We start from the raw sequence: 25,700 nt of genomic DNA on the forward strand, positions 1-25,700 counted from the left end.
GCGACCACTCTGCCACGATGGGCGATCCGCTGATGGGACGACAGAACGCCGCCGCGGCGCTGCGGCTGGTGGCGGAGGCGGCCCGCCCCTACCTCGACGCGCTGCCGACCCTGCCGGTGCGCGACGCGGCCCACGCGCACCTGCCGCGGGACCTGGACGGTCCGCTGCCCGAGGACGGCGAGGGCGCGCCGGCGGCGGTGGCGGAGCTGCGGTGGCTGCGCGAGCTGGTGGGGCTGCCGGGGACCTTCGGCGGGGTGCTGACGCCGAGCGCGACGTTCGCGAACCTGACCGGGCTGGCGTGCGCGCGGCACTGGTGGGCGGCGCGGCACGGCGTGGACGTGACCGCGCCGATTCGATCGCGGCGGACGCGCATAAGTGGCTCAACGTGCCCTACGAGAGCGGTGGCGCTGCGGCCGGCGATCGTGAACTGGCGCACGACCGAGGCGGACGTGGACCTGCTGGTGTCGGTGGTCCGCGAGATCGGCGCCCGGCTGGCCGGTCAGTAGCATCGCGGACGTGCGCAACGCGATCACCGATGTGCCCGGCGTGCTGGTCGGCCACGCCACCCGCGCCGGCGACGGCGCGTTGACCGGCACGACGGCGGTGCTGTTCCCGCCGGGAACGCTGTCCACTGTGGACGTGCGCGGCGGCGCGCCGGCGACCCGCGACACGGCGGCGCTGGACGCCCGCCACGGCGGCCGTGCCGTGCGGTGCGTGGTGTTGACCGGGGGCAGCGCGTACGGGCTGGCGGCGGCGGACGGCGCGGCCCGCGAGGTCGGCTCGTTCGTGCCGGCGGCGGCGCTGTACGACCTGGGCCGGGGTGGGGTGTTCGGCACCTACCCGACGCCGGAGTTCGGGGCGGAGGCCGTGCGCGCGGCGGGCGTGGACGTGCCGCAGGGCAACGTGGGTGCCGGGGCGGGCGCGATGAACGCCGCGTTGAAGGGTGGTCTGGGCACGGCGAGCGTCGAGTTGGGCAGCGGGGTGGTCGTGGGCGCGGTGGCGGCTTTGAACGCGGCCGGTTCGGGCGTGGACCCGGCGACCGGCCTGCCGCTGGCCCACGGTTCGGGCCTGCCGGGCGAGTTCCCGCCGCCTGGTGGCGACGACTTGGCGCGGCCGATGCCGGCTGCGGTGAACCCGTTCAACACGGTGATCGGCGTCGTGGCGACGAACGCGCGCGTCCCGGCGCTGTACGCGCTGGCCGCGGCCGGCCAGGACGGCTTGGCCCTGGCCGTGGACCCGGCGCACGGCATGGTGGACGGCGACACGGTCTTCGCGGCGTCCACGGGGACGCACGACGCGCCGGTCGAGGAGGTCCTGGAGGCGGCCCGGCACGCGTTCGCCCGGGCGTTGGTGCACGGCTTGCTGGCGGCGGAGTCCGTGACAACCCCGTGGGGCCACTTGACGGCGTACCGGGAGCAGTACCCGCTCACGGCGGCGGGTTATCGTAGGGGGACGCGCTGATGCACGCGATGCACTACGAAATCACCCTGCCCGCTGACTACGACATGTCGGTGATCCACAGGCGGGTCGCGACGAAGGGTTCGGCCCTGGACGCGTGGCCGGGGTTGGCGTGCAAGGCGTACCTGGTGCGGGAGCGGGGTGTGGACGGGTCGCCGGTGAACCAGTACGCGCCGTTCTACCTGTGGCGCACGGTCGAGGGCATGAACACGTTCCTGTGGGGGCCGGGGTTCGCCGGGTTGAGCCGCGACTTCGGGCGGCCCGTGGTGCAGCAGTGGACGGGGTTGGCGTTCGAGGCGTTCGATCTCGGTGCCGTGCCGCGGTCGGCGACCAAGCGGAGTTGGCACGTGCCGGCGGACGCCGATCCGGTGGCGGCGGTCGAGGAGGCTGTGGACGGGCTGAAGCGGCTGGAGGGCGGGGCGCACTCGACCGCGTTGGTGGTGGACACGCGGGGTTGGGAACTCGTGCAGTTCACGTTGTGGGTGGACGAGGTGCCGGCGGGGGTTGAAGGGCTGCGGTACCGGGTGCACCACTTGTCCCGGCCGGAGTTGGGCGAGCTGCCCACCGGGCGGCTCTGGTAGCCGGGATTGTCGGTACCCCGTGAGACCATGGAGACGGGGGCCGGAGGCCGGCCTTTCGCGCAGCGCGTCGCGCGCAGCGCGGGGCTTTGCGGCTTTTGCGGCTTTTGCAGGGTCGGCCGTGGTGGGGGTGGGTGGGTGGACGCATCGGTGACACGGCCCTCTTGGCTCCCAGCGGACTCGGCAGCGTGACAGGGGCTATCCCACCTGAGCCTCCACCCACCCACCCCCTCCCAGGCCACCCAGCAAAAGCCCCAAAAGCCCCGGCTGCGCCCAAAATCCCCGGCTGCGCCGAAAAGCCCCGGCTGCGCCGAAAAGCCACCCCGGCTGCGCCGGGTAACCCGCCCGGCTGCTCCCACCCGCCGCCAGAGCACCAGCCGTCAACCCCGCTGAGGCAACCACCCATGTGCCGCCTGCCGAGCGCGCTGCGCGAACGGCGTCGCGATGTAGTCCTCCAGCCCGAGCACGCCACCCGTCGTCCGGTCCAGCTCCCGCGCGAACCCGACGATCCCCCGGTCCGCCCGGTCCATCAGCCAAGCCAGCAACACCACCACCACGTCCGCCAGCACACCCACCTGGAACGGCATCTCGTCCCGGTTCCCCGCGGTCACCGCGTGGGCGAAGTCCGTCATCCCCCGCTCGGTCAACTCCCGCGGCCCGACCTCGATCGCGCGCTTCATCGAATCGACCACCAGCGGCACCACCGCGGCCCACGTCGGCTGCTCGGCCGTCTCGCAGATCAACCCGCCACAAAGCGCGGTCGTCCACAGCGCTCCCGGGTCGTTCGCGCGCACCGCGCCCACCGCGAGGTTCGGCAGCAGCGCCGCGCCCTCGACCCACATGCCCTTGGCCACCAGCAGTTCCACCGCGTGTCTGTAGTGGTCCAAGGCCTTGGCGTGCTCGCCGCGCAGGGTCAGCACCTGGCCCAGTTCGTCGTGGCACGTGGCGATCTCCGTCGGCACGGCCCGACGCTCGGCCAGGGCCAGGCCGACCGTGGCGTAGTGCTGCGCGGTCTCCAGTTCGCCCAGGTCTCGGTGGCACGCGCCCAGTTCGCGCACTGCCGTCAGTTCTGCCGCGTCGTCGTGCTCGGCGCGGAACAACTCCACCGCCTGGACGCCCGCCTCGATCGCCGCCGCGACGTCGCCGGCGCGACGCCTGCGGACGCACTCCTCCAGCTTGAACCCGGCCTGCTTGCGCCGGTCGTCCAGCTCCACGGCCACCTCGTGGCCCTCGACGGCGTAGCGCAGCGCCGTCTCGTGGTCTTCGCCGCTCAGTTCACCCAGCACGTCGATCGCCTCCACCAGCCGCGTCCGACTGCCCCGGGCCCGGAACACGTCGTGCGCCTCCAGCGCGGCCCGCCGCGCGTCCTCCGGTCGGTCCGCGCGCACCAGCAGGCGCGCCATGCGCAGCAACACGTCCGCCCGGTCTTCGCACGCGTCGCCCCCCTCCACACACTTCTCGAAGTCCGCGAGCGCCGCGTCGTATTCCCCGCGCTGCTCGTGGACCCGGCCGGTCAGCTCGTGGCGGCGGGCTCGGCGGGGTGCGGACTCCGGTTCGGGCAGGTCCAGGTCGGCCAGGGCGGTGTCGACGCGGTCGGCCAGGGCCGGGTCGCCGGTCAGCGCCAGTTCGTCGAGCAGGACGTCCACGTAGGACGGCGCGTCGGCGGCCCCGCGCTGTTCGGCGGTGCGGCGCAGCGCGGTGATCTCGCGGCGCAGCACGGTGGTCAGCGGGGCCGGGCAGGTGCGGGCGAAGCGGCCGAGCAGCTCGGCTTCGGCCAGGGCCGCCTCGCCGTCGGTGGTGGACCGGTCGCGCCACTCGTCCAGGCGGCCGTTGACCGTGCCCAGGTACAGGTAGCAGCGCTCGATGCCGCCGGGGGTGCCGGTGTTGACGATGGCGTTGGCGGCCGGGGCCTCCTCGGCGGTCAGGCGGTGCGCGACGGTCGCGGCGAAGCTCGTCGCCAGGCCGGGCGGGACCGTCCACAGCGTGCCGATGTACCCGCGCGCCCCGGCGCGGACGAACTCGCGGCCGACCTCGGTCCACGGGCGGCGGGAGTTGTTGACCACGATCGGGCGGTGGCCCAGGCGGGGGACGTCGGTGAGCGGTTCGTCGCCCAGCACGATCCCGTCGTCGTCGCCGTGGGTGTTGAAGAAGACCAGCTCGACGGGCAGGTCCCGGGCGAGCGCGGCCAGGGCCGCCGGGCAGGCATCCGGGCCGGACAGGACGAGCGGGTGGGTGAAGTGGCCGACCCCGTCGGCGGGCGCGGGCGGCGCGGCGGTGTCGAACACCAGGCTGAACGCGCCGGCTTCGCGGGCGGCGCCCTCCCCGTACAGCTCGGTCAGCACGACCAGGGTCGGGTCGGCGGCGACGTGGCCGATGGGTTTGCGGGTCCAGTTGGCGTCGTCGGTGCGGACGAACGAGTAGGGCAGGCCGGTGGTGAACGCGGTCAGCCGCCGGTCGCCGACCGCGTCGACCACCTCGGCCGGGACCTGGGCGGTGACGACGGCTTCCAGCGCGGCGAACGGGTCGTGGTCGCCGGCGGACAGGTAGCGCCACAGGGCTTCCACGAACCCGATGCCCTTGACGGCGTCCCCTATGGCGCGGGCGGCGGCGCTGACCCGGTCCTGTTCCTCGGCGATGACGCGGTGGACGTCGGTCAGGTCGGGGACGGGCGCGGTGACCAGCGCCGCTCCCCGGTGGTGGGCGTACTGGGCGGCGACCAGGGTGTGGGCGGCGCCGGTGTCCTCGACCAGGACGGCCTCGTCGGTGTCGAGGTCCGGCTCGGGCGGGGTCGGCGCGCCGGCGACGATCCGCAGCGGACGGCCCTGGTGCAGCGCCGCGCGCAGGGCTCGGACCTCGGCGCCCGGCGGCGCTTCCAGCGGGTCGGGTTCGCCGTCGCGCAACGCCCGCCAGGCGGCGTCCGGGTCCCACGCCGGCTCCAGCCGGACGATGTCGAGGCCGTCCACGAAGCCGTCATCGCACAGCGCGACCGCGCGCCGGACACCGGTCTTGCCGAGCAACTCCTTGAGCCGCTCCGGCTCGTCCCCCTCGACCACGACCAGGGGCGCGAACCCGGGCAGGCAGGACAGCACGACCGCCGCCGCACCGGTCTGGTCGGGGCGGCAGACGACGGCGGTGTCCGCGACGCCGTAGACGGGCGCGCTGGTCACGGTGACGTGCAGCTCGGACTCGCCCGCCGGGAGGGCCACGCGGACGCCGTCGTCCAGCGTCGTGCACGGGGACGAGCCGCTGACGTGCAGCGAGACGTGGTCGGACAGGGCGAACCGCACGCCGTCGGTGGTCTCGGTGCCGGGCGCGTCGACCTTCAGCCGCCACTCGGCGGGGGCGGGCAGGTCGAAGCGCTGCCTGAGCACGGTGCGCAGGTGGCCGTCCCGGTGCTCGTCGACCAGGAGGTCCCGCGCGCCGGCCTCGGCGGTGAGGTGCTCGCTGACCGGCAGCGGCGGCTTGCGGTGCACGTCGAGCAGGACGGCGCGCAGCAGCCCCGCCTCGAAGCGGAACCGGATTCCGTGCGGGGCACCGAGGTCCACTGGCTCACAACCCTTGCAGCGACGAGTCCACCGGATAGTGGTGGCGGGCAGAAACTACGCCACCGCCGGCGCTCCACCTGTGCAACATCCCGCAGGTCAATGAGGTTGTTACACACCGTGCCACGTGGATCACACCGCACGGCCGCGAGATGCCCGGCCCGGCTCAGTCGCCGGGGTGCTCCGAGCGCGCCGCCGGCATCCACGGCACCCTGCGGTGGCGACCGGCCACCTGGACCTGGTCGCGGCCCAGGCGCTTGGCCTCGTAGAGCGCCGCGTCGGCGGCGGCGAGCAGGCCCTCCAGCGTGTCCTCCGCGACCGACGGCCACACCGCGATGCCGATGCTCACCGTCAGCCCGTCCACCCGGCCGCCCTCGGCGTCGTCGGCCACCACCTGGTGCACCTGCCGCCGGATCCGCTCCGCGATCGCCTCCGCCTCGCCCGGCTCCACCCCGGGCAGCAGCACGGCGAACTCCTCGCCCCCGAACCGCCCGACGGCGTCGCCCCGCCGCACGGCCCCGTTCAACGCCACCGCGATCCGCCGCAGCACGGCGTCACCGATCTGGTGACCGTGCGTGTCGTTGATGTCCTTGAAGTGGTCCACGTCGATCATGAACAGCCCGACCGTCGCCCCGGCCGGCCGGCGGCGCGTCCGGTCCAGTTCCAGCGACGCCTGGAGGTGCCAGGCCTCCGCGTTGAGCAACCCCGTCTTGGCGTCGGTGCGCGCGGCCAGCTCCAGCTGGTGGATCAGGACGGTGCGGTGCAGGGCGACGGCGGCCACGACCATCGGCAGCGCGAAGCCCGGCCACCACGCCACCGCCAGCGCCACGAACACGCCCATCGCGAGCTGTCCGGCCTCCAGCAGGTTGTCCGAAGCGCTGCCCACGGCGTCGCGCACGGACCGCGGCCGGACGGTCAACAGGATCACGATCGCCACCAGGGCGGTGTTGACCAGCCACTGCGCCGTGCCCGCGCCGACCAGCCCGACCAGGTCCAGCCAGCCGGACGGCCGTCCCCCGGCCAGGTGCTCGCGCAGCCCCGTCGCGCCCGCCACCGTGCCCGCCGCCAGCGTGGCGAGGACCATCATGGAGGTGGTGAACACGTTCCGGTGCGGTGGCCGGGACGCGTCCCAGCGCCCCACCACCCACCAGCGGTGCGCGTACATGAGCACGACCAGCGCCACCGCGAGCGAGGGCGGCAGCACCAGGGCGCCGGCCAGCATCCAGATGCTGCACAGGTCGACGTGCGGCAGGTGGCTGTGGTCCCGCCGGATGCGCTCGATCCAGCGCGAGCAGTGCAGGTGCAGCGCGGCACACCCGGCCAGCACGCCGAACACCGGCCACGCGCCCGCCGGGACCGGCCACGCCGTGGTCGCCGCGATCGCGACCAGCGCGAGCAGATCCACCGACAGCACGTACACCAGGGCCTGCCGTGGCAGGGACCATAGTGACCAGCGTCGATCGCCCGACGACGCTGACCGCACTGTGCCCATGGTTCCTCGCGACCGTCTAACTCGGACTGTGAACGCGCCCGAACGGACCGTCACAGTAATTGTGACCTGCGCCGATGTCAGCCGCTAGCGGGGTGACACGACCCACAGGAGGTGACCGCGGTGCGCGACAAGATCTGGTGACGCCCCCTGCCCGCTACAGCGCCGCGCTCGTGAGGGAGGTGGGGTCATGCGCGACAAGATCTGGTGAAGTCGACGGCGACGGGTGCGGGTGCCGCGTTCGCCGCGGCCCCGCTCACCGCCGAACCAGCCACAGGCACGCCACCCCGGCCCCGGCGCCGCTGACGACCAGTGCCGTCCCGAGCCCGGCGGACTCCGCCACCACGCCTCCGACCAGCGCACCCACCGGAGCCGAACCCCACACCGTCGTGCGAATCGCGGCGTTCACCCGACCGTGCAGCGGGGCCGGCGTGAGCCGGTACCGGACCGGCACCTGGAGCACGTGGTAGATCTGCACGCCGAACCACATCAAGGCGATGCTCAACGGGTGCACCACCACACCGGCGGCCCCGATCCCGGCCACGGCGACCACGACGGGCATCGCATTTTCACCCAATCGTGGAGCCACCAGCGCCCCGACGATCCCTCCCACCGCCCCCACGGCCAGCACCACGCCGATGCGCCCCGGCGACAGCCCTTCCCGCGCCAGGTGGAGCGGAAGCAACGCCAGAAAGGCACTCACCCAGAACATCAGCGTCGCGGTGCACAGCGTGACCCGTCGCAACAGCGGCTGCCCGAACACCAGCCGCACCCCGGCGAACACTCCCCCACGCCGCTCGACGACCCCGCGAACCCGGATCGCGGCGAGCGTCGCGCCGGACACCACGAAACTCAGCGCGTCGGCCAACAGGGCGGCAGGCGCGCCGAACACCGCGACCAGCCACCCGGCGAGGGCGGGCCCGGCGACCTGGGCGGTGGACTGGCTGGTCTCGAACGCCCCCTGCGCCCGGGTCAACCGGTCCGCCGGCACGACCAGCGGCACCAGGGCCAACGTGCCGATGTCCCCCACCACCGCGAACGCCCCCGCCACCACCGCGACCAGGCACAGCAGCGGAACAGACAGCACACCGAGGCCGTCGGCCAGCGGGACGACGCCCAGGGCAGCCGCCTGACCAAGCGCACAGGCAACCAGCAGGAACCGCCGGGGCAGACGATCGACCCACACCCCCGCCGGCAGGCCAAGGACCAGGTAGGGCGCGCGGGCACAGGCAGCGAGAACGCCCATCTCCCAGGCGGTCGCCCCCAGCGTCAGGGCGGCGACCAGCGGCAGGGCCAACGCCGTGACCTGCGAGCCGACCAACGACACCGACTGCCCGGACCACAGCAGCACAAACGCCCGATCCCGCCACACGGGCTCAGCCGTCGCCGGGCAGCGCACCACGGGATACCCGCGCCCAGGCAGCCGCGACCACCAGCGCGGCGATCACACCCACGCCACCGGCCAGGGCGATCGCACCACCCGCGGACCCCAGAGTCCCCGCCACCACACCCCCACCGGCGACCCCCACGCCCTGCGCCGCCACCAGCCCGCTCCGGGCGAACCCGAGAGCCTGCCCACGCTGGGCGTCGGGCACCAGCCGCACGAACGTCGCGCCGGCCGTCACCTGGTAAGCGCTGAACACCCCGCTCAACGCCAACAAAGCCACCGCCCCGACCAAGCCGGGCTCGAACCAGTACGCCACCAGCGGCAACGCCGTCGCCACCGCCAACAGCCCCAACACCCGCACCCGCCGAGCCGTCGGCAGGAACCGCAGCAGCACCGTGCCCAGCACCATCCCGGCCGGGTCCGCCGCCAGCAGCAGGCCCACGCCCGCCGCGCCCACCCCGACCTCCGCCGAGAACGGCGCGGCCAGTCCCTCGGGCACCACCGTGAACAGCGCCAGCCACCCCAGCGCCACCAGCACCCGCAGCCGCCGGTCCCGCCACACCAGCACCGCGCCGGTCCGGATGCGCACCCCGGTCCGCGCCACCGCCCCCGCCGCCGGACGCGCCCGCAGCCCCAGCCGCAGCAGCAGGGCCGACGCCGCGAAGGTCAGGGCGTCGGCGGCCAGCGCCCCGGACGTCCCCAGCCACGCCACCACCACACCGCCGCCGGCGAACCCGAGCAGCAGCCCCGCCTGGTGGGTGATCAGGTGCACCGACTGGCCCGCCTCGTACCGGTCGCCCAGCACGGTCGGCAGCAGCGCCCCCTGGGCGGCGGCGAACGGCGGCTCGGCCAGCTGCGCCACCACCAGCAGGGCCGCGACCAGCGGCAACGGCACGCCGGGCACGGCCATCACGGCCAGCAGTACCGCGCGCACCAGGTCGGCGGCGACCATCACCGTCCGGCGCGGGAACCGGTCGGCCAGGCCCGACAGCAGCACGCCCGACACGAGAGCGGGCAGCATGGTCAACGCGTAGGTCAGGGCGGTCCACGCGGCCGACCCGGTGCGTTGGAACACCAGCACCGACAGCGCCACGCGGGCCAACTGGTCGCCGACGGTCGACAGGGCCGCCGCGCACCACAGCACCCGGAACTCGGGCACCGCGAACGCCGCCCGGAACCCCGTCCCCATGCTCCTCCGATGAGTTTGCGCGACCGGTCCGGTCATACGTGGTGCGGCGTGCGTCCCGGCACGTCACCGTACAACCCAGGAGGACGGCGATGAGCGAGGTCTCGACGATGACGGTTGACGTCGACTTCACCCGCGGGGTCGAGAAGCACCGGCACGAACTGAGGGTGCACTGCTACCGGCTGCTCGGCTCGTTCGACGAGGCGGAGGACCTGGTGCAGGAGACGTTCCTGCGGGCGTGGCGCGGCCGGGACACGTTCGAGGGGCGCTCGTCGTTCCGGGCGTGGCTGTACCGGATCGCGACGAACGCGTGCCTCGACGCGATCGCCCGCCGCCCCGCACCCACGCCCACCGACACCCCGGCGGTGGAGGTGCCGTGGATCCAGCCCTACCCCGACGCCCTGCTCGACCAGGCCGCGGGCCCGGACGCGGAGGCCGTCGCACGCGAGACGATCGAGCTGGCGTACCTGGTCGCGCTGCAACACCTGCCCGCCAAGCAACGCGCGGTGCTCGTGCTGCGCGACGTCCTGGGCTGGCCCGCCACCGAGACCGCCGCCCTGCTGGACGACACCGTGCCCGCGGTGAACAGCGCCCTGCAACGCGCCCGCGGCACGCTGCGCAAGCACCTGCCCGAGCGGCGCGCGGAGTGGAGCACCGAGGCGTCGGCCCGGGAGAAGGCCGTGCTGCGGCGGTTCGTGGAGGCCACCGAGAGCTGCGACCCGGCGGCGCTGGCGGCGGTGCTGCGCGAGGACGCCGTGTGGTCGATGCCGCCGCAGCCGGAGCTGTACCGCGGCCGGGACACGCTCATCGAGCTGTGGACGCCGATCATGGTCGGCCCGGAGGCGTTCGGCGAGTGGCGTGCCCTCCCGGTGTGGGCGAACCGGCAGCCGGCCGTGGCCGGGTACGCCAAGCGCCCCGGCCGGGACGTCTACGAGCCGGTGGCCCTGGACGTGCTGCGGGTCGAGGACGGCGTGATCACCGAGGTCACCACGTTCCCGTCCGCGGTGTTCGCCTGGTTCGACCTGCCGGCGACCCTCTGATGTTCCGCTCGCGGGTGGTCACGGTCGCCGGCACCCGCCCGTTCGACCCGGACGAGTGGCGCGGCGCCCTGGTGGTCGTGACCGCCGGCGAGGTGGAGCTGGAAGGCGCCGGCGGCACCCGGCGGGCGTTCGGCCGCGGGGCCGTCCTGGTGCTCGACGGCCTGGGCCTGCGGGCCCTGCACCAGCACGGACCGGAACCCGCCGTGCTGGTGGCGGTCGTGCGGACGACTACCGTCACCCCGTGCTGAGGATCCGGATCGACGGCGAACCACCGACCACCGACCAGTTGGCCGCGGGCCTGCTGGCCAACTACGGCCACTTCACCGCGATGCAGGTCCGAGCCCGCCGCGTCCAGGGCCTGGACCTGCACCTCAGCCGCCTGAACACCCAACACCAGGAGCTCTACAACACGACTCTGGACACCACAGCGATCCCGACCCTCATCAGGAACATCCTGGGCGACGAGCAGGACGCAGCCGTCCGCGTGATCGTCTTCGGCCCGGAGAACCCGGAACTCATGGTCGTGGCCCGCCCACCGGCCCCACGCCCGACCACGCCCCAGCGCCTGCTGTCGGTCGACTACCAACGCCCCCTGCCCCACGTGAAGCACATCGGCGGCTTCGGCCAACTCCTGCACGGCAACCGGGCCAAGGCGGCCGGCTACGACGACGCCCTCCTGACCACCCACGACGGCCGCGTCATCGAGGGCGCGATCGCCAACATCGCCTTCTTCACCCGCTCCGGCGACATCGTCTGGCCGGACGCGGCCTGGCTGCACGGCATCTCCATGCAGTTGCTGGAACAAGCCCTGCCCTCCACCCGGGCCGTGATCCGACTCGCCGACCTGCCCGAATTCCAGGGCGCGTTCCTCTGCAACTCCATCGGCGTGACCCCGGTGACCGCCATCGACACCGTCACCTACGACATCGACGAAACCGCCCTGGCCCGCGTCCGAGCCGCCCTCGACGCAGTGCCCTGGGACGCCCTGGACTGAGTAGAAGTCCCAATTGCCACCCACCAGGCTGACCATGTCAGTCCTGGAATCCTCGGAACCCGCCGAACCACCCACCTGGCTGGCAACCCTGGGCGTGGGCCTCCCTACGCCCTGATCACCGCCACACTGGCACTACGCCTAACCGCCCTAGCCCTAACCGCCGCCGCAATAGCCCCGGGCATCCACCTACCCACCACCCTCCCCCAAGACGCCAACGGGCTGCCAAGCACAGGAAGGGCCTCGGTTCGTTCCCCGTACGGCCTGGGCGCAGCCCAACCACGCTTGGGGGTTCTTGGCAACCACGCTTCACCGGTTGCCAAGAACCCCCAAGGGTGGTTGCCTCCGGCAGGCCGTACGGGGAACGAACCGACGCCCTTCCACCCCCGGGGCCTGCCGCGCGGCGAGCGCCGCTTTTCGCTCTTCGCTTCGCTTTTCGCTTCTTCGCTCTTACGCTTTCGCTCAAAGCTAAACGCTCAAACCGCCGGAGGCCGATCCTCATAAGGAGTGGACAGCACAACGGTAGTCCGAGTGGACACGTTGGCCACCTCCCGGATCTGCCGCAACAACTCCTCCAAAGCCGTAGGCGAGGCCACCCGCACCCGAAGCACGTAGGAGGCGTCCCCCGCGACCGAGTAACAAGCCTCGATCTGCGGCAAGTGCTCCAACCGCTTCGGGTAGTCGTCCGGAGCCGCCGGGTCGATGGGCGTCAACGAGATGAACGCCGTCAGCGGCAGCCCGATCTCGTCGCCGTCCAGGCGGGCCGCGTAGCCGCGCACCACCCCCCGCTGTTCGAGGCGGCGCACCCGCTGGTGCACGGCCGACACGCTCAGGCCCACCCGTTCGGCCAGGTCGGTGAAGCTGCACCGGCCGTCGGCCGCCAGTTCACGCAGGATCGCCCGGTCTATCGGCTCCAGGTTGGTCACGCCGGCAGCACCACCAGTTCATGCGGTCGGTTGTTCACGCTCTCCACGCCGTCCTCGGTGACGACGACGATGTCCTCGATCCGCGCGCCCCACCGGCCCGGCAGGTAGATGCCCGGCTCCACGCTGAACGCCATGCCCGGCTCCAGCACCAGGTCGTTGCCGCCCACGATGTAGGGCTCCTCGTGCACGTCCAGGCCGATCCCGTGCCCGGTCCGGTGGACGAAGAACTCGCCGAACCCCGCCTCGGCGATCACATCCCGGGCCGCCGCGTCCACCGCCGCGCACGTCACGCCCGGCCGAACCGCCTCGACCGCGGCCTTCTGCGCCGCCTGGAGCACCGCGTAGGTCTCCCACACGTCGGCGTCACGCGGCTCGCCCAGCACGTAGTTGCGGGTGGAGTCGGAGCAGTAGCCCTCGGCGATCGGGCCGCCGATGTCCACCACGACCACGTCCCCGGCCTCGATCACCCGGTCGGACAGGCTGTGGTGCGGCGACGCGCCGTTCGGGCCCGAGCCCACGATGACGAAGTCGGCCTGCACGTGCCCCTCGGCCACGATCGCGGCGGCGATGTCCGCGCCCACCTCGGCCTCGGTGCGCCCCACCCGCAGCCACTCACCCATCCGGGCGTGGACGCGGTCGATCGCCGCGCCCGCCGTGCGCAGCGCCGCCACCTCCGACGCGTCCTTGCGCATCCGCAGCTCCCGCAGCACCGGCCCGGCCAGCACCTGCTCGCCGCCGATCGCGTCGCGCAGCCCCAGCGTGTGCAGGGCGGGCATCATGTCCGACACCGCGACCCGCGTACCGCGCAACGCCGCCCGCACCAGCGCGTACGGGTCCTCGCCGTCCACCCACGTCACCACGTCGACCCCGAGCCGGTCGGTCGGGATGCCCGCGTACCCGGGCTGCTCCAGCTTCGGCACGACCAGCACCGGCGTGCCGCCGACCGGCAGCACCAGGCACGTGAGGCGCTCGAACGACGACCCGCCCGCGCCGATCAGGTAGCGCAGGTCCGAGCCGGGGGAGATCAGCAGGGCGTCCACGCCGGCGACGGACGCCGCGGTGGCGGCCTTGTCCAGTCGCGCGCGGAGGGCGTCCACGTCAATGGGTCCAACATGGGTCGACATGCTTGCGCAGCCTAGTCCTGATCCACCCGAGCGAGTCCCGAACCACCCCGGCCGGTGTCGAACCACGCCCGGCCACGCCGGCCAAGCTGATCAAAACCTTTTGTCGGTCCCTTCTGGCATGCTGACCGCCGTGTCCAGCCGACTGGTCCTCTTGGACTCCGCCAGCCTCTACTTCCGGGCGTTCTACGCGCTGCCCGAGTCGATGACCGCGCCCGACGGCACACCGGTCAACGCGGTGCGCGGGTTCATCGACACCATCACCAAGGTGATCACCGACCGGGGCGCGACCCGCCTGGTCGCGTGCCTGGACGCCGACTGGCGCCCGGAGTTCCGCGTCGCCGCCCTGCCCTCCTACAAGGCGCACCGCGTCCTGGAGGGCGGTGTGGAGGGCGAGGAGGACGTCCCGGACACGCTCACCCCGCAGGTGCCGATCATCCTCGACGTGCTCGACGCGGTGGGCATCGCGACCGCCGAGGCGGTGGGCTACGAGGCCGACGACGTCATCGGCACGCTCGCCGCGCGCGAGGAGACCGACCCGGTGGAGGTCATCACCGGCGACCGCGACCTGTTCCAGGTGGTGCGCGACGAACCGGTCCCCGTGCGCGTGCTGTACCTGGGTCGCGGCTGGGCCAAGGCCGAGCTGCTCGGACCGGTGGAGCTGGCCGCCAAGTACGGGCTGCCCGAGACCGACGCCGGCCCCGCCTACGCGGGCATGGCCGTGCTGCGCGGCGACCCGTCCGACGGGCTGCCCGGCGTCGCGGGCATCGGCGAGAAGACGGCCGCCAAGCTGGTCAAGGAGTTCGGCTCGCTGCGGGCGGTGCTCGACGCCGTCCACGACCCGCGCGACCGCAAGCTCACCACCCGCGCCCGCACCGCCCTGCTGGCCGCCCAGGACTACCTGGCCGTCGCGCCGACCGTGGTCAACGTGGCCACCGACGCGAAGGTCCTCCAGGACCGCCCGGACGTCGTCCCCGCGGCCCCCGCCGACCCGGACCGCGTCGAGGAGCTGTCCCGCCGCTGGGGCCTGGGCAGCTCCCTGCCCAGGCTCCTCAACGCCTTGGAACGCCGGCGCTCCTAGAAAAACGCTCCCGACGAACCGCCTCTAGAAGAACGTCCCCGACCAGGGCGATTCAGCAACGGCGAACAGCTTGTCCGCGCTCCGGACCGCTTCCGGGGGGCCACCCGAGAAGCGGCCGGTCATCGCCAACGCCGAGAACGACACGTCACCGAGGTAGGCCGCGCCCAGCACATCCACATCGACGACGAAGTCCGGCTCGGAGTTGGTCCGGGAGGCACCCGAAGCGGTGACCCGGTACGCGCCTTCGTTCTCCGGCAGGAACCGGTCCCGCACCCCGACCACCACGGGCTCGGCGACCCCGTACCCGCGCGCCGCCAACGCCGCCTCCACGTCGACCAGCCGCAGCCACGTCTCGTCCGCCACGTCCTCCACGACCACCGCGCGCCGGTCGGTCATCAGCCACTCCAGCGGCTCGTCCAGCGGACGGCCGAACGCGACCACCTCACCCACCAGGTCCACCCGCAGCGTGAACCCCCACAGGTCCGCCCACGCCCGCGGGTTCGCCGCCCAGAAGTCCTGGACCTCCAGCACGGTCGGCTTCTCCACGCCCCGCTCCCACGAGCCGCGCTCGACCTTGTAGACGACGTACCCGTCGTCGCCGTCCTCGCCCGAGCACACCGCGACCCGCAGGCGGTCCTTGTCCTCCGACCGCGCCACGCTGACGTCCCACCAGCCCGGCCACCGCGCGATCGTGCCCGGCCGCCCCGGCGACAGGCGCTCGAACAGCTCCCGCACCAGCGGCAGCGCCTCGTCCAGCGGCACCAGCCGCACCCGGCCCACGATCGGCACGCGCGGCGCGGCCTCGCGCTTGCGGATGCGCACCTCCCGGTACCGGGTGGCGACCCCGTAGCCGAAGCGCTCGTAGATCGAGCCCTCGGAGGCGCGCAGCGTCGCCACCACGTCCCCGCCCTCGCGCAACGCCCGCAGCTGCGCCCGCTGCATCGCGGTCAGCACGCCGCGCCGCGTCCAGTCCGCCCGCACGCCGACCCGCGACACCGCCGCCATCGGCACCACCGCGCCACCGGGCACCGCCAGCGCCGACGGGAACGACTGCACGCCGCCGACCAGCTCGTCCCCCGCGTACGCGCCGATCGTCCGCCCCGGCTCGTAGGAGCCCTTGATCGCCTCCCACCGCTCGTCGGGCGCGGGGGCGTGGTGCAGGGAACCCCGGAACACGGTGTGGGCGGCGCGGTACTGCGCTTCGTCGGTGAGCACGCGGACGTCGATGTCGGTCACGCGCCCGATCGTGCCTCCCGGGACCGGGAACCGCCATCGAGTTTCACAGCGCGCAAAGGGCGAGGCCACCCGCGGGGGAAGTCCCGGGGTGGCCTCGTCGGACAAAGCTCGCTCAGCCCGTGGGCTGGCCGACCTCGTACTCGCCGTCCGCGGTCTTCACCGTGATCTTGACTTCCTTGTCCTTGCCGCCGATCTTCACCTTGCAGGTGAACGAGCGGTTCGGCTCCACCGGGTTCTCCCCGGTGCAGGTCGCGCTCTCCACGTCGGAGATCTTGTAGTCGTCCTTGAGGATCTGCACGATCCCGTTCTGCACGGCCGTGTTGTCGAAGATCTTCTTCTTGAACCAGCCGGGCGTCACGAAACCGAGGACGAGCACCGCGCCCACGGCCAGGACGACCACGGCGACGATCACCCACAGCACCGCGCTGGACTTCTTCGCCGGCGGCGTGCCGTAACCGGGCTGGCCGTACGGGTTCTGCTGCTGCCCGTACTGCCCGAACTGGCCCGGCTGCTGGCCCCACTGCTGCTGCGACGGGTCCGGCTGCCCGTAGGGGTTCTGCGGCTGCTGCTGGGTCGGGTCGTAACCGCCGGGGTACTGCTGCGTGTACTGCTGCTGCTGCGGCGGCTGCTGCCCCCACTGCGGCTGCTGCTGCGACGGGTCCGGCTGCCCGTAACCGGGCTGCTGAGCGGGGAAACCACCCGACGGCGTGCCGGGGTACCCGCCGCCACCGTAGGGCTGCTGGCCCCACTGCTGCTGCGGGTCGTTCCCTCCGGACGGTCCGTACGGACTGGTCATGCTCGGCCTCCGACGGTCGGTAGAGGAAAAACGGTGTTCATGCCTTGCGGGCGCGATCAAACCACAGAGCGGCCGGGCGCACCCAGCCACCCCGCGAAGCTTTCTCAGACCGTGGCCATCGCCACCACCCCGCGGCGCAACGCCTCCACCGCCCGTTTGGCCGTACCGCCCACCGGGTCGTCGCCGCCGACCACGTCGCGGATCTGGTCCAGGAAGTCGATCACCTGCCGGCACCAGCGCACGAAGTCGCCCGCGCCCAGCTCCGTGCCCGACGCCTCGGCCGCGCTGAGCACCTTCTCCAGCGACTCGCCGCGCGCCCACCGGTACACCGGCCACGCGAACCCGGGGTCGGGCTGCCGCGTCCGGTCCAGCTTGTGGCGGCGCTCGTCGTCCTCCAGCTCCGCCCACAGCCGCGCGGTCGCGGTCAGCGCGTCGGTCACCGGGCCCGGCGGCAGCCGCGTCTCCAGCGGACCGTCCCGCCGCGCCTCGTAGACCAGCGCCGACACCACGGCGGCCAGCTCCGGCGCCTCCAGGTCCCGCCAGACGCCGTGCCGCAGGCACTCCGCCGCCAGCAGGTCGGACTCGCTGTAGAGGCGGGTCAGCCGCTTGCCGTGCTCGGTGACCTCCTCACCCGGCCCGGACTCCTCCGCGTGCAGGTAACCCCGCTCGCGCAGCAGCCCCCGGATGCGGTCGAACTGCCGCGCCAGCGAGTGCGTGGTCGCCGCGACCTTGCGCTCCAGCTGCTCGGTCTCGGCCAGCAGCCGGTGGTACCGCTCGCCCCACCGGGCGTGGTCCTCGCGCTTCTCGCAGCCGTGGCAGGGGTGGGCCCGCAGCGCCCGCCGCAACGTCGCCAGCTCGGCGTCCTCGTCGGCCCCGGACCGCTTCTTGCGGAACGACGGCGGCACGATCCCGGTGTTGCGCAACGACGACGCGAGGTCCCGGCGCGAGCGCGGCGACCGCGTGTCCACCTGCTTGGGCAGCCGCATCCGGCCCAGCACCTCCACCGGCGACGGGAAGTCCGCCGCCGACAGCCGCCCCGCCCACCGGTCCTCGGTGAGCACCAGCGGACGCGCCTCGCCCAACGGCTCCAGACCCGGGTCGATCACCACCGCCAGCCCGGAGCGCCGCCCCGACGGCACCGCGATCACGTCGCCCTTGCGCAGCCGCTCCAGCGACGCCGCCGCCTCCGCCCGCCGCGCCGAGGTGTTCTGCCGCGCCAGCGCCTTCTCCCGGTCGGCCACCCGCCGCCGCAGCCCCGCGTACTCGGTGAAGTCGCCCAGGTGGCAGCTCATCGCCTCGGCGTAGCCGCCCAGCGCCTCCCGGTTGCGCTCGATGCGCCGCGCGAGCCCCACCACCGACCGGTCGGCCTGGAACTGCGCGAACGACTGCTCCAGGATCTCCCGCGCCGCCGCCGCGCCGAGCTGGTGCACCAGGTTGACGGCCATGTTGTAGCCGGGCCGGAACGACGACCGCAGCGGGTAGGTCCGCGTCGAGGCCAGGCCCGCGACGGCCTTGGGGTCCACGCCGGGCTGCCACACCACCACGGCGTGGCCCTCGACGTCGATGCCGCGCCGCCCCGCACGGCCGGTGAGCTGCGTGTACTCGCCCGGCGTCAGGTCGACGTGCGCCTCGCCGTTGTACTTGACCAGCTTCTCCAGCACGACCGTGCGCGCCGGCATGTTGATGCCCAGCGCCAGCGTCTCGGTCGCGAACACGACCTTGACCAGCCCGCGGACGAACAGCTCCTCCACGGTCTCCTTGAACGCCGGCAGCAGCCCCGCGTGGTGGCTCGCGATGCCCCGCTCCAGCGCCTCGCGCCACTCCCAGTACCCCAGGACCATCAGGTCGCCCTGCGGCAGGTCCTTGGTCTTGTCCTCGATGACCGCGCGGATCTGCTCGATCTCCGCCTCGGTGTTCAACCGCAGCCCGGCCCGCACGCACTGCGCCACCGCCGCGTCGCACCCGGCCCGGCTGAACACGAAGTCGATCGCCGGCAGCAGCCCGGCCCCGTCCAGCCGCTGCACGATGTCCACCCGCGCCGGCGGCTTGAACCCGGAGGACCGCGGCGGCCGACCGCCCTTGTCCTTGCCGTTGCGGCCCCGGCTCCACGGCACGTGGAAGCGCGCCAGGTCCTCGGTGTGGCGCAGCAGCTGCGGGTTGATCCGGGCGTGCCCGTCGGGCCCCTCGCCGGCGAACAGGTCCATCATCCGGCCGCCCGCGAGCATGTGCTGCCACAGCGGCACCGGCCGGTGCTCGTCCACCACGACGGTGGTGTCGCCACGCACCTCGACCAGCCACTCGCCGAACTCCTCGGCGTTGCTCACCGTCGCGGACAGGCTCACCAGCCGCACCGACTCGGGCAGGTGGAGGATGACCTCCTCCCACACCGGCCCGCGGAACCGGTCGGCCAGGTAGTGCACCTCGTCCATGACGACGTACGCGAGGCTCTCCAGCGTGGAGGAGCCGGCGTAGAGCATGTTGCGCAGCACCTCGGTGGTCATCACGACCACGGGCGCGCCGCCGTTGACCGACGTGTCACCCGTCAGCAGCCCGACGTTCTTCGCCCCGTAGCGGGCCACCAGGTCGGCGTACTTCTGGTTGGACAGCGCCTTGATCGGCGTCGTGTAGAAGCACTTGCTGCCCTCGGAGAGGGCCAGGTGCACGGCGAACTCGCCGACGACCGTCTTGCCCGCCCCGGTGGGCGCGCAGACCAGCACACCGTGCCCGTCCTCCAGCGCCTCGCACGCGCGCTGCTGGAACGGGTCGAGCTCGAAGGAGAGGACCGAGAGGAAGTCGGTCAGCTTGGGCCGGGAAGACCGCCGGCGGAAGTCCGCGTAGGCGTCGGCCGGAGACCGCGAAGTGCGTGACACCCCTCAAGGCTGTCACATGGCACCGACAAAAGCTCCGTTCTTTGCCCCGGCCACGTCACCGACCTACCGGCCCACCGCCGTCAACGCCCCTGACCTGCAGGAAACCTCCAACGGCAGCCCGTGCACGCGCTCGCCGTCCGCGTAGCCGACCCACCCGGGACCGGCCACCCGCACCGACTTCGCCCGCAGCGTCCGCACCGCCGGGTGCTCGACGTGCCGCCCGGTCCGCAGCGTCGGCAGCATCCGCAGCAACGTGCGCCGAGGGGCCGCGGTCACCACCGTCACGTCGAACAACCCGTCCGCCGGGTCGGCGTCCGGGCACACCGGGATCCCGCCGCCGTAGCTGGTGGTGTTGCCCACCGCGACCAGCAGCGCGTCCAGTTCCAGCGTGCTGTCCTCGGTCTCCACCACCAGCGGCTCGGGCCGCAGGGCCGCCAACTCGGCCAAGATCGCCAAGTCGTACCGCCGAGGCCCGGCCGGCCACCGCATGCCATTGGCCCGCTCGTTGACCGCCGAATCGAATCCGGCGCACAACACGGTCGCGAACCACGTCCCGTTACCCACCCGCCCGAGGTCCAGCGCCCGCCGCGACCCGTCGCACAGGGCGCCGACCACGTCGTCCACCGACAACGTCCCCAGCGCCGTGGCCAGGTCGTTCCCGGTTCCGGCGGGCACCACGGCCAACGCCGTGGACGTCCCGGCGCACGCCTGGACGCCCAGGTGCGCGCCGCCATCGCCGCCCAGCACCACGAGCACGTCCACGCCGTCCTCGACGGCCCGGCGCGCCAGCGCCGACGTGCCCTCGGCCGACGAGGCGACGTGCAGGTCCAGCGAATCCACGGCCGTGCGCAACCGCGCGGCCACCGTGCCCGCCATCCGGGCGGCCCGGCCCTTGCCCGAAGCCGGGCAGACCAGCAACGCGGCCCGGGTCATGTGGCGTCGTCGTAACGCACGCGGTGCGGTTCCTTGGGCGCCACCGACTCCGCGGGTGCCTCGGAACCGTCCACCGCCGACGGCGTGTAGTCGAACGGTGACGCTTCGTCGTCGGCCAGGTCGTCCCAGCCTTCGGCCTTGCGCTTGCGCGCGGCGCGCTTGTCGTGGATGCGCGCGATCTGGATGGCCAGTTCGAACAGCAGCGTCAACGCCACCGCCAGCGCGATCATCGACACCGGGTCCGTGCCGGGGGTCGCGATCGCGGCGAAGATGAACAGCCCGAAGGTGATGCCGCGCCGCCACCGCCGAAGCTTGTCGTAGGTCAGCACGCCGACCTGGTTGAGCATCACCACGATCAGCGGCAGCTCGAAGCTCACGCCGAAGATCAGCAGCAGCGCCAGCACGAAGTCGATGTAGTCCCCGCCGGACAGCGCCGTGAGGAACTGGCTGTCGCCGAAGCCCACCAGCACCGACAGGCCCTGCGGCACCACGTAGAACGCCAGCACCGCGCCGAGCGCGAACAGCACCGAGGCGCAGAACACGAACACCAGCGCGAACCTGCGCTCCTTGGCGTACAGGCCGGGCGCGATGAACCGCCACACCTGGTACAGCCACAGCGGGGCGGTGATCGCCATGCCCGCCGCCGCGCCGACCTTCAGCTGGATCATGAAGGCCTCGAACGGCTTGGTCTGCAACAGCTGGCAGTTGCCGTTCTGGGTGAACCGGTCGGTCACCGGGATGCCGCAGTACGGCGAGATGACGACCTGGCCCAGGCTGGGCAGCCCGAAGATGTTCCAGCCCCACCAGAAGAAGCCGAAGATCGCGCCGAGCGCGATGAACAGCAGTGCCAAGCCGAGGCGGTGCCGGAGGTCGTAGAGGTGGTCCTTCAACGACATCGTGCCGTCGGGGTTGGCCCGACGGCTCCTCAACTTGCGGCGCTCCCGGAGCTGCGCCCACCGGGACGGACTTGCCCCCACCGTGCGGACCGTCCTTCTGGCTAGTTCTGCTTGTTCTGGAGGTTCTGCGGGCTCTGCTCGATCGGCTGCGCGACCTGCGGCTGCGCCGGCTGGGCGACCTGCTGCGGCTGCGCGACCGGCTGCTGCGCGACCTGCTGCGGCTGCGCGGGCGGCAGCTGCTGCGGGGCGGCCTGCTGCGGCGGGGTGTCCTGCGGCTGGTCGTCGTCGCGCAGGCCCTTGGTCTCGGCCTTGAGGATCTTGGCCGAGCGGCCCAGCGAGCGCGCCATGTCGGGCAGCTTCTTCGCCCCGAACAGCAGGATGATCACCACGGCGATGATGATCAGCTCAGTAGCTCCGAGGTTACCCACGGTGGTCCTCCTGTCTGCCCCGGTCCGTCGATGGTACGCGGGGGTTGCCCTGACGGGCCCGATCCGGACGCCGTTCGGCGAAGGCCACCCCGAGCGCGGCGAACCGCGCCCGCAGCAGACCGACGCCGTCGCCGACCCTGTCGCCCACCAGAGTGCTTGCGGCGCGGAAGCGACGCAAGGATCCGACCAGTTTGGCCACGAGAACGATCAAAAAGACCATTCCGACCAGGATCAACACCAGGCTCGGCAAGTACGGCACCGCACCACCGTATAGGGCCTAGGTTGCCGGGAGGTGATCCGCCCGGCGCAACGCGGCGTCGGCCTGGCGGACGACCGCCTCGACCAGGTCGGCGGGCCGCTCGACGTGCACCTCGCCGCCCAGACCGAGCAGCAGGCGGACCATCCACGCGGTGTCGGCGTAGCGCATGAGCACCCGCGCGCGGCCGTCCTCCAGCTCGGTGAGCGAGTCCACCGGGTAGTACTCGGCGACCCACCGGGCGTCGGGTTCGAGCACCAGCACGGCGGTGCGCTGCGACGGGTCCGGGCGGAACAACCCCTCCGAGGTGTCGGTGGGCGTGGCGTGCGGCGGCGGGGACGCGGGCTCGTCCAGGACCTGCACGCCGTCGACGCGGTCGAGCCGGAACAGCCGCACGTCGTCGGCGAGCCGGCACCACGCCTCCAGGTAGCTGCGGCCCTCGACCAGCAGCATCCGCATCGGGTCCACGACCCGGTCGGTGACCTCGTCGCGTGACGGCGTGTAGTAGCGCAGTCGCAGGGCACGCCCGCGGCGGACGCCGTCGGACACCGCGTCGCGCACGACGGCGGTCTCCGGGGCTTCCCGCATCGCGAGCCCCACGGCGACCCCGGCGGGCTGGGCCTGCCCGACCGCGGCCTCGATCTTGGCCACGGCCCGCTGCACGGCGTCCTTGTCCACCACGCCGGGCGTCTCGGCCAGCGCGCGCAGCGCCACCAGCAGCGCGGTGGCCTCGGCGGCGGTCAGCCGCAGCGGGCGGCTCATGCCCGCGTCGAAGGTGACGGTGACCGTCTCGCCCTCGAAGGACAGGTCGATCAGGTCGCCGGGCCCGTAGCCGGGCAGGCCGCACATCCACAGCAGTTCGAGGTCCTTGCGCAGCTGGCGCGGGGTGACCTGGAAGTCCGCGGCGGCCTCCTCGATGGGGATGCCGGGCCGGGCGAGCAGGTAGGGCACGAGGGCCAGCAGCCGGGGCAGCCGGTCGGCGGAGGCGTTCACGCCCGGACCCCCGCACCGCGCAGCGCGCCGACGAGCTTCTCCCGCACCGTCTTGGCCAGCACCTCGGGTTCCAGGACCAGCACGTCCGCGCCGAACCCGGCGATCCAGGCCGCCGCCGAGTCGGGGAACCTCAGGTCGATCTCCAGCACGTCACCGGCCACGCCGTCCAGCTCCCGCTCCCCCACGACCCGAGCGCGCCGGCGCACGCCCTGCGCCCGGCCCCGCGCCACCCACAGCTTCGCGGTGGCCACGGCCTGCGTGGACGGCTCGCTGCGCTTGACGAAGCTGAGCAGGTCCACCTCCGCGGGCCGGTCCACCACGCCGGGCTTGCCCACCGCCCGCACGTCGCCGACGATCCGGGACAGCCGGAAGCAGCGCGGCGCGCGCCGGTCGCGGTCGTGGCCGACCAGGTACCAGCGGCCCCGCCAGGCCACCACGCCCCACGGCTCGACGGTGCGGGTGCGCACCTCGACGGGGGTGAGCTTGCGGTAGTCGAACTCCACCACGCGGCCCTCCTGCACGGCGGCCAGCAGCGGCGGGAAGGCGGGCTCGGTGGTGCGCACCTTGGGTTCGACAGCGGTGTGCACCTCGTGGTCGACGTCCACGCCGGCCGCGCGCAGCTTGATCAGCGCGCCGTGGGCCGCGCCGGTGAGCTGCGGCGAGTCCCACAGCCGGGCGGCCAGCGCCACCGCCGCCGCCTCGTCGGGCTCCAGGTCCACGTCGCCCAGCTCGTAGTCGCGGCGGGCGATGCGGTACCCGTCGGTGTTGTCGAACTCGGCGCTGCGCCCGATCTCCAGGGGCACGCCCAGGTCCCGCAGCTCGGTCTTGTCGCGTTCGAACATGCGGAAGAACGCCTCGTCCGTCGCGGCGTCGGAATAGCCGGGGACGATGGCGCGGATGCGCTCGGCGGTCAGGTACTGCCGGGTGGAGAGCAGACACAGCACCAGGTTGACGAGCCGTTCGGCACGTGCGATGGCCACCGGTGAACCCTAACCCCGTCCGAACGCCCGGTGACGCACTGACCCACCCCAAGTCCGGTGAATGGTCCATTCAGCCGCTTGTGAAGAAGTCCCGCAGCTCCGCCGCCAGCTCCGCCGGGACGTCCTCGGCGAGGTGGTGCCCGGACGCCAACCCCCGGCCGCGCGGTTCGGGCGTCCAGTCGCGCCAGACCTCCAGCACGTCGCCGTACAGCTCGGGCAGGTCGTCGCCCTCGGCCCACAGCACCAGCACGGGGCACTCGATCTTGACGCCCGCGGCCAGGTCGGCGTCGTCGTGCTCGCGGTCGACGCCCAGCCCGGCCCGGTAGTCCTCGACCATGCAGTGGACGGTCGCCGGGTCGCGCATCGCGGCCAGGGTGTCCTCGTCGAGGTCCTTCCCCCGGGTGCGGTACCAGGCGTCCGGGTCGGCGTTGATGACCCGTTCGGGCACCTCGGGCTGGGCCAGGAAGAACCAGTGCCACCAGCTGCGGGCGAACTCGGGTCCGCAGCGGGCCAGGGCCGAGCCGATGGGGACGACGTCCAGCGCGGCCAGGTGGGTGACCCGGTCGGGGTGGTCCAGGGCGAGCCGGGTGGCGACGTACCCGCCCCGGTCGTGCCCGACCACGGCGAACCGCTCGTGCCCCAGTTCGCGCATCAGCACGGCCATGTCCGCCGCCATCGCCCGCTTGGAGTACGGCTCGTGGTCGGGCGTGGTGGGCGGCTTGGACGAGCGGCCGTATCCGCGCAGGTCCGGGCACACCACGGTGTGGTGCTCGGCCAGCAGCGGGGCGACGTGCCGCCACGTCGTGTGGGTGCGCGGGTGGCCGTGCAGCAGCAGGACGGGCGGGCCGGAGCCGCCGTGTCGCACCCGCAGCTCCGCCCCGCCCGTGTCGATCGTCGTCAGCGTGAAGTCCGGGAACACACCCGGTCCCCTACCCCGCGCGCCGGTCGATCAACCCCTCACAGCCCGATCGCCGCCAGGCCCGCCTTGGCGAACTTCTCGTCCAGGTCGCCGCTGGGCGCGCCGCCCACGCCGATGCCCGCGATGACCGCGCCCTCGGCCCGCACGGGCACGCCGCCGGCCAGGAACAGCGTGCCCGGCATGTCGCGCAGGGTCGCGCCCGCGCCGGTCACCCGGCCGGCCAGCTCGGAGGTCGGCGCGCCGAAGGACGCCGACGTGAACGCCTTGCGCCTGGCCGACTCCTCGGTCTGCGGGCCCGCGCCGTCGCCGTGCAGCAGCACCACCAGGTCACCGCCGCGGTCCACGACCGCGACCGTCACCCGGTGGCCCTCGGCCTCGGCCGCGTCCAGGGCCGCCTGCGCCGCCTTCACGGCCGCGTCGACCGTCACGGCCTTGGTGGTCCGCACGACGTCCACGCCGCCCTTGCCCGCCTGCCGCTGCCCCTGGCCGCCCTGCTCGGCGATCGCGTAGCCGCCCGCGCCGGCGATGCTCAACGCCACCAGCACGGCCACCGTCGTCTTCCTCATCGGTTCTCCCTCGCTCGAAGTCGTCCCC

24 protein-coding genes are annotated in these 25,700 nt (G+C 73.2%); 7 read left to right on the plus strand and 17 right to left on the minus strand.

Translation table 11 applies throughout. The features are described from left to right. Positions 1-17 precede the first annotated feature (17 nt). The 3 genes from ABD126_RS03470 to ABD126_RS03480 are packed head-to-tail and all read left to right on the plus strand — an operon-like array spanning position 18 to position 2,039. A complete protein-coding gene (locus ABD126_RS03470) occupies positions 18-506 on the plus strand; it encodes a hypothetical protein (RefSeq protein WP_343932110.1) in 489 nt (162 codons plus the stop codon). A 10-nt stretch (positions 507-516) separates the two neighbouring features. After that, on the plus strand, positions 517-1,461 hold the full coding sequence (locus tag ABD126_RS03475) for a P1 family peptidase (RefSeq protein WP_343932111.1): 945 nt from the start codon (positions 517-519) through the stop codon (positions 1,459-1,461). Beyond that, on the plus strand, positions 1,461-2,039 hold the full coding sequence (locus tag ABD126_RS03480) for a DUF4865 family protein (RefSeq protein ID WP_343932112.1): 579 nt from the start codon (positions 1,461-1,463) through the stop codon (positions 2,037-2,039). Before ABD126_RS03475 ends, ABD126_RS03480 begins: the two co-directional genes overlap by 1 nt. 377 nt (positions 2,040-2,416) lie before the next feature. On the opposite strand, the gene ABD126_RS03485 is transcribed toward ABD126_RS03480, so the two are convergent. From ABD126_RS03485 to ABD126_RS03500, 4 genes are all read right to left on the minus strand, one after another. Further along, positions 2,417-5,581, minus strand: a complete 3,165-nt coding sequence (locus ABD126_RS03485; RefSeq protein WP_343932113.1) for a tetratricopeptide repeat protein — start codon at positions 5,579-5,581, stop codon at positions 2,417-2,419. Between the two features lie 163 nt (positions 5,582-5,744). Further along, entirely contained in the window at positions 5,745-6,992 is a 1,248-nt protein-coding gene (locus tag ABD126_RS03490) for a GGDEF domain-containing protein (RefSeq protein WP_343932114.1), read from the minus strand. Positions 6,993-7,323: 331 nt separating this feature from the next. Then, on the minus strand, positions 7,324-8,469 hold the full coding sequence (locus tag ABD126_RS03495) for an MFS transporter (protein WP_343932115.1): 1,146 nt from the start codon (positions 8,467-8,469) through the stop codon (positions 7,324-7,326). Continuing rightward, positions 8,444-9,643, minus strand: coding sequence for an MFS transporter (locus ABD126_RS03500; RefSeq protein ID WP_343932116.1), 1,200 nt, complete (start codon positions 9,641-9,643; stop codon positions 8,444-8,446). Before ABD126_RS03500 ends, ABD126_RS03495 begins: the two co-directional genes overlap by 26 nt. A gap of 41 nt (positions 9,644-9,684) precedes the next feature. Between ABD126_RS03500 and ABD126_RS03505 the strand changes: the two genes are divergently transcribed. From ABD126_RS03505 to ABD126_RS03515, 3 genes are read left to right on the plus strand one after another with little or no spacing between them, the layout of a single operon-like run. Continuing rightward, positions 9,685-10,680, plus strand: a complete 996-nt coding sequence (locus ABD126_RS03505) for an RNA polymerase subunit sigma-70 (RefSeq protein ID WP_343932117.1) — start codon at positions 9,685-9,687, stop codon at positions 10,678-10,680. Further along, entirely contained in the window at positions 10,680-10,928 is a 249-nt protein-coding gene (locus ABD126_RS03510; protein WP_343932118.1) for a hypothetical protein, read from the plus strand. Before ABD126_RS03505 ends, ABD126_RS03510 begins: the two co-directional genes overlap by 1 nt. Further along, positions 10,922-11,674: an aminotransferase class IV gene (locus ABD126_RS03515; protein WP_343932119.1), complete on the plus strand. Its 753-nt coding sequence runs from the start codon at positions 10,922-10,924 to the stop codon at positions 11,672-11,674. The genes ABD126_RS03510 and ABD126_RS03515 overlap by 7 nt, the downstream gene beginning before the upstream one ends. A 473-nt stretch (positions 11,675-12,147) precedes the next feature. On the opposite strand, the gene ABD126_RS03520 is transcribed toward ABD126_RS03515, so the two are convergent. Continuing rightward, positions 12,148-12,597 carry an Lrp/AsnC family transcriptional regulator gene (locus ABD126_RS03520; protein WP_309110674.1) on the minus strand — a complete coding sequence of 150 codons (450 nt, stop codon included), beginning with the start codon at positions 12,595-12,597 and terminating at the stop codon, positions 12,148-12,150. After that, the gene (locus ABD126_RS03525; protein WP_343932120.1) at positions 12,594-13,721 is read right to left on the minus strand and encodes a M24 family metallopeptidase; all 1,128 of its coding nucleotides are present in this window, start codon (positions 13,719-13,721) and stop codon (positions 12,594-12,596) included. The genes ABD126_RS03520 and ABD126_RS03525 overlap by 4 nt, the downstream gene beginning before the upstream one ends. Positions 13,722-13,839: 118 nt before the next feature. Here ABD126_RS03525 and ABD126_RS03530 point away from each other — a divergent pair, with 118 nt between their 5' ends. Continuing rightward, a complete protein-coding gene (locus ABD126_RS03530) occupies positions 13,840-14,799 on the plus strand; it encodes a 5'-3' exonuclease (protein ID WP_425542719.1) in 960 nt (319 codons plus the stop codon). 24 nt (positions 14,800-14,823) lie between these two features. On the opposite strand, the gene ABD126_RS03535 is transcribed toward ABD126_RS03530, so the two are convergent. The 11 genes from ABD126_RS03535 to ABD126_RS03585 all read right to left on the minus strand — a co-directional run bounded on the left by ABD126_RS03535 (position 14,824) and on the right by ABD126_RS03585 (position 25,672). Then, the gene (locus ABD126_RS03535; protein ID WP_343932122.1) at positions 14,824-16,035 is read right to left on the minus strand and encodes a GNAT family N-acetyltransferase; all 1,212 of its coding nucleotides are present in this window, start codon (positions 16,033-16,035) and stop codon (positions 14,824-14,826) included. 112 nt (positions 16,036-16,147) lie between these two features. Then, positions 16,148-16,831 carry a DUF4333 domain-containing protein gene (locus ABD126_RS03540; RefSeq protein ID WP_343932123.1) on the minus strand — a complete coding sequence of 228 codons (684 nt, stop codon included), beginning with the start codon at positions 16,829-16,831 and terminating at the stop codon, positions 16,148-16,150. 104 nt (positions 16,832-16,935) lie between these two features. Then, positions 16,936-19,701 carry a DEAD/DEAH box helicase gene (locus ABD126_RS03545; protein ID WP_343932124.1) on the minus strand — a complete coding sequence of 922 codons (2,766 nt, stop codon included), beginning with the start codon at positions 19,699-19,701 and terminating at the stop codon, positions 16,936-16,938. Positions 19,702-19,764: 63 nt separating this feature from the next. Beyond that, positions 19,765-20,634: a diacylglycerol/lipid kinase family protein gene (locus ABD126_RS03550; RefSeq protein WP_343932125.1), complete on the minus strand. Its 870-nt coding sequence runs from the start codon at positions 20,632-20,634 to the stop codon at positions 19,765-19,767. Continuing rightward, positions 20,631-21,611, minus strand: coding sequence for a twin-arginine translocase subunit TatC (tatC, locus tag ABD126_RS03555; protein ID WP_425542720.1), 981 nt, complete (start codon positions 21,609-21,611; stop codon positions 20,631-20,633). Before tatC ends, ABD126_RS03550 begins: the two co-directional genes overlap by 4 nt. A gap of 20 nt (positions 21,612-21,631) precedes the next feature. Next, positions 21,632-21,958: a Sec-independent protein translocase subunit TatA gene (tatA, locus tag ABD126_RS03560; protein WP_343932126.1), complete on the minus strand. Its 327-nt coding sequence runs from the start codon at positions 21,956-21,958 to the stop codon at positions 21,632-21,634. Beyond that, on the minus strand, positions 21,951-22,217 hold the full coding sequence (locus ABD126_RS03565; protein WP_343932127.1) for a bacteriophage holin: 267 nt from the start codon (positions 22,215-22,217) through the stop codon (positions 21,951-21,953). Before ABD126_RS03565 ends, tatA begins: the two co-directional genes overlap by 8 nt. 18 nt (positions 22,218-22,235) lie before the next feature. Continuing rightward, entirely contained in the window at positions 22,236-23,207 is a 972-nt protein-coding gene (locus ABD126_RS03570) for a helix-turn-helix transcriptional regulator (RefSeq protein ID WP_343932128.1), read from the minus strand. Beyond that, on the minus strand, positions 23,204-24,187 hold the full coding sequence (locus ABD126_RS03575; RefSeq protein WP_343932129.1) for a helix-turn-helix transcriptional regulator: 984 nt from the start codon (positions 24,185-24,187) through the stop codon (positions 23,204-23,206). The genes ABD126_RS03570 and ABD126_RS03575 overlap by 4 nt, the downstream gene beginning before the upstream one ends. Before the next feature lie 70 nt (positions 24,188-24,257). Further along, complete coding sequence (locus ABD126_RS03580) at positions 24,258-25,106, minus strand: alpha/beta fold hydrolase (RefSeq protein WP_343932130.1); 849 nt, start codon at positions 25,104-25,106, stop codon at positions 24,258-24,260. A gap of 38 nt (positions 25,107-25,144) precedes the next feature. Then, the gene (locus tag ABD126_RS03585) at positions 25,145-25,672 is read right to left on the minus strand and encodes a GlcG/HbpS family heme-binding protein (protein WP_343932131.1); all 528 of its coding nucleotides are present in this window, start codon (positions 25,670-25,672) and stop codon (positions 25,145-25,147) included. Positions 25,673-25,700 lie beyond the last annotated feature (28 nt).

The organism is Saccharothrix mutabilis subsp. mutabilis (genome assembly GCF_039521145.1).
Taxonomy (GTDB): domain Bacteria; phylum Actinomycetota; class Actinomycetes; order Mycobacteriales; family Pseudonocardiaceae; genus Actinosynnema; species Actinosynnema mutabilis.

What these genes read in the sequence shown, in the direction of transcription:
- ABD126_RS03470 (WP_343932110.1), top strand. Translation starts at nt 18, where the DNA reads ATGGGCGATCCGCTGATGGGACGACAGAACGCCGCCGCGGCGCTGCGG.
- ABD126_RS03480 (WP_343932112.1), top strand. Translation starts at nt 1,461, where the DNA reads ATGCACGCGATGCACTACGAAATCACCCTGCCCGCTGACTACGACATG.
- ABD126_RS03500 (WP_343932116.1), bottom strand. Translation starts at nt 9,643, where the DNA reads ATGGGGACGGGGTTCCGGGCGGCGTTCGCGGTGCCCGAGTTCCGGGTG.
- ABD126_RS03510 (WP_343932118.1), top strand. Translation starts at nt 10,680, where the DNA reads ATGTTCCGCTCGCGGGTGGTCACGGTCGCCGGCACCCGCCCGTTCGAC.
- ABD126_RS03525 (WP_343932120.1), bottom strand. Translation starts at nt 13,721, where the DNA reads ATGTCGACCCATGTTGGACCCATTGACGTGGACGCCCTCCGCGCGCGA.
- ABD126_RS03530 (WP_425542719.1), top strand. Translation starts at nt 13,840, where the DNA reads ATGCTGACCGCCGTGTCCAGCCGACTGGTCCTCTTGGACTCCGCCAGC.
- ABD126_RS03540 (WP_343932123.1), bottom strand. Translation starts at nt 16,831, where the DNA reads ATGACCAGTCCGTACGGACCGTCCGGAGGGAACGACCCGCAGCAGCAG.
- ABD126_RS03550 (WP_343932125.1), bottom strand. Translation starts at nt 20,634, where the DNA reads ATGACCCGGGCCGCGTTGCTGGTCTGCCCGGCTTCGGGCAAGGGCCGG.
- ABD126_RS03585 (WP_343932131.1), bottom strand. Translation starts at nt 25,672, where the DNA reads ATGAGGAAGACGACGGTGGCCGTGCTGGTGGCGTTGAGCATCGCCGGC.